Origin of the sequence: Leptothoe sp. PORK10 BA2, assembly GCF_034932105.1 — a bacterium.
In the GTDB taxonomy this organism is placed as follows: Bacteria; Cyanobacteriota; Cyanobacteriia; order Phormidesmidales; family Phormidesmidaceae; genus Leptothoe.
In genome coordinates this window covers 1-3,313 of sequence record NZ_JAYGIG010000201.1, presented here as the reverse complement: position 1 = coordinate 3,313, position 3,313 = coordinate 1, and the positions used below count along the sequence as shown (strand labels likewise).

Below are 3,313 nucleotides of genomic sequence, written 5' to 3'. Positions count from 1 at the left end.
GGTTAAATCATCGAAACGAGCGATCTCCTATGACTTGAAAAAATACTTTTTTAGACTCATGAAAAACGGTCAGAATTACCCCCTTAATTCCTTCCTTTTCTGTCGCCTATGTAATTGACATTTAACAAATAGGATATTAGCCAGTAACGGCGATAGGGGCGAGCCTTGCGGCGTTCCCCAATCCGTCGCCTGTACCTTCCCTTCGACCATCACCCCGGCTCGCAGGTAACGACCGAGCAAGCCCAGCAACGTCTTATCCCGCACTTTGCGGGCAACTCTCGCCATCAGAACATCATGGTTCACGGTGTCGAAGAACTTTTCCAAGTCCAGATCCACCACTCCGCGATATCCCTGCTTGACGTATTCTTTGACCTGTTTTATCGCGCCATGGGCACTGCGTTTTGGACGACAACCAAAGCTGTACTCGGAAAACTCCGGGTCGAACAGTGGCGTCAGCACCTGCAAGATAGCCTGCTGGATCACCCGGTCTAGAACCGTGGGCACGATTAGATCAAACTGCACAGTATCCCAACCAGGATTTGGGATCTGTCACCATTACCCATCCGTTTCATCCCTACTCCGGCCAAACTTTTGAAGTTCTGAAGGCCCGTCGGGTCTCAGGCCAAGAGACGGTTTTGGTCAAAGGTGGCATCAGTGGCACATTTTCTATTCCCTTGTCCTGGACCGACCGGAAACGGCCAATCGGCTATCAGTCAGAGTTGCGACTTTCTCCAGACTTGTTTCAAGCGTTGTTATTGACTTTGCAGCAGATCGAAAGAGACTCCCACCCATATTGATCATTTCCTGTGAGCCCGATATGAAAGAGGCTAGGCTCGTTCACTCGAACTTGTCCTAAGTAAAACAGCTTAAAAGGGAGAGTGACAAGGATGGATAGAATGCCCTGTAATGCGGACTTTATTCCCTCAGTCAGTGCCATTGTGGCTGAAATGCTTCTTACACATATTGAGGCTCTCCTAAATATGAAAGGAGAGAAACATGCACCAGTCGAAAATTCAGCCTGTCCACTTGAATCGCAAAGCCTATGTCTATCTACGCCAGTCAACGATGGGTCAAGTACGCCTGAATCGAGAGAGCACTGAGCGACAATATGCACTCAAAGAGCGTGCGCTTGCCCTCGGTTGGTCAGAGTCACTCATCGAAGTACTTGATGGCGACTTAGGATTATCGGGAGCCGAAAGCACTGCACGCAAGGACTTCCAGCTACTTGTGTCTGATGTATCAATGGGCAAAGTCGGTGCTATCTTAGCGTTAGAAGCCTCTAGACTCTCGCGATCTTCCGCCGACTGGAGCCGACTGGTCGAGCTGTGTGCATTTTCAGGTGTGCTGATCATTGATGAAGATGGTTGCTATGACCCCAGTGACTTCAATGATCAATTGCTGCTTGGGTTGAAGGGCACCATGTCTCAAGCAGAACTCCACTTCATCCGCTCTCGACTAGCCGGAGGGAAACAGAACAAAGCCAAGAAGGGAGAATTACGATTTCCCCTGCCGATTGGTTATTGCTATGATGATTTTGGTCAAATTGTCTTTGACCATGATGAACAGGTACGTGAAGTTATAGAACTATTCTTTCAAGTATTTGCGAATAAAAGAAGTGCGTACGGGGTCACCCGATACTTCGGGGAACAACAAATAGACTTTCCAAAACGAGCCTATGGAGGCATATGGAACGGAAAAATTATCTGGGGCAAACTCACCTATGGCAGAGCGATAACGCTGTTGAAAAATCCATCCTATACAGGAGCCTATGTCTATGGCCGCTATAAAGTCGAAAAATCTCTATCCGTTGATGGCACCCTCAGCTCAAGGCTAAAGCTACAACCTAGAGACAAGTGGGAGGTGATCATTCAGGACCATCATTCCTCATATATCAGCTGGCAGACATATCTGACCAATCAAGATATCCTCCAAAAAAATCAGACAAACGGAGCAGGAACGGTTGTGACCAGTGCGGCTAGAGAAGGGAAAGCGCTTCTGCATGGTCTACTCATCTGTAGCAAGTGTGGTCGAAGGCTGACGGTGCGTTACACAGGCAATGGTGGCCTCTGGCCGCAGTATGAGTGCAACTGGCGTAAGAAGGAAGGACTAACCGGACGCTCCTGTCTCAATACTCGCGCTGACATCGTTGACAACGCCATTATTCCACTGATTTTTGAAGCCCTAGAGCCACAACAGCTTGAAATCGCTCTAATGTCGCTCGACAAGATCGAAGCGCACTATGCCAAAGTAGACAAGCAGTGGCAATTAACCTTAGAGCGAGCCGATTATGAGGCACAAATTGCACAGCGGCGCTTTGAAGAGGTAGACCCGGCTAACCGTTTAGTAGCCGCCACGCTAGAAAACCGATGGGAACAAGCACTGCTCAAAGTGCAACAAATTAAAGAAGCCCGATTACAACAGCGTCAAACACAACCACTCAACCAGATGAGTGAAACTGATAAGGCAGACCTTCTCAGGCTGGCCGAGCACTTACCTCAACTTTGGAATGCAGAACAGACCCAGTCCAAGCCAAAAAAGCAGATTATTCGCTTGCTGGTTGAGGATGTTACCGTAGAGCGACTAGCGCAGCCTCGGCAGCTGGTGCTACATATTCGGTGGAAGGGGGGAAAGCTGGAGTCCTTAACCATTCCCATTCCTCTAAAACAGGCTGACAGGGTGCGCTACCCGGATAAGACCATCCACAAGATTAGAGAGTTAGCCAAAACGCTTCACGATAGAAACATTGCTGATACGCTCAATCAATTGGATATCAAAAGCTCGTCTGGAAAACCGTTTACCTCTAGCATGGTCAAGTGGTTGCGATATAAGCATGACATCCCTGTTTGTCCAACACATCGTCAAGGTGAGTTAACTGTTAAACAAGTCGCTCAGCAATATGGTGTATCCACACATATCGTTTACTACTGGCTTGAAACTGGTATTCTACAGGCACAGAAAAGTCATTGTGGCACTTATCAGATTGTTATTTCCGAATCAAAACATCAAGAGTTGACGGCCTGGGCACAGGTTCCACGAACAGAGAAAATTAGGCAAGCACGGCTTGGCCAGAGCCAGCGATGAATATTCTGCCTCTTTAGTTATCCTGTATCTTAGGAGTAGCTCAAGGGCAGGAATGCTCTATATTCCGAAAGTAAGTTGTAAAAGGTGCATTATGACCACACCGTCGGTACTCCCAGCAGTCGCTCTCCCTTCCCTCCCGGCTTGGGGATTACTACCCGGCGAACCGGCGAAGGTTGGTAGCTTCCATCTCGCAACGATTGGCGAATCTTGTCCCAGTGAAGCCTTGCATAGG

General features: G+C 48.4%; 2 protein-coding genes and 2 pseudogenes. 2 read left to right on the top strand and 2 right to left on the bottom strand.

Going from position 1 to position 3,313, the window contains the following annotated elements; translation table 11 throughout:
• Positions 1–93 precede the first annotated feature (93 nt).
• A pseudogene (locus tag VB741_RS26160) lies at positions 94–504 on the bottom strand (reverse transcriptase domain-containing protein); the annotation flags it as partial.
• Positions 505–539: 35 nt separating this feature from the next.
• On the opposite strand from VB741_RS26160, the gene VB741_RS26155 reads away from it, so the two are divergent.
• Both VB741_RS26155 and VB741_RS26150 read left to right on the top strand, forming a co-directional pair.
• A complete protein-coding gene (locus VB741_RS26155; protein WP_323368166.1) occupies positions 540–797 on the top strand; it encodes a DUF5372 family protein in 258 nt (85 codons plus the stop codon).
• Between the two features lie 199 nt (positions 798–996).
• Positions 997–3,081 (top strand): recombinase family protein, encoded by a 2,085-nt coding sequence (locus tag VB741_RS26150; RefSeq protein WP_323368165.1) that lies wholly within the window; start codon positions 997–999, stop codon positions 3,079–3,081.
• Positions 3,082–3,179: 98 nt separating this feature from the next.
• On the opposite strand, the pseudogene VB741_RS26590 reads toward VB741_RS26150, so the two are convergent.
• A pseudogene (locus tag VB741_RS26590) lies at positions 3,180–3,313 on the bottom strand (group II intron reverse transcriptase/maturase); the annotation flags it as partial.

Coding starts and splice junctions, on each gene's coding strand:
- VB741_RS26150 (WP_323368165.1), top strand. CDS start 997: ATGCACCAGTCGAAAATTCAGCCTGTCCACTTGAATCGCAAAGCCTAT.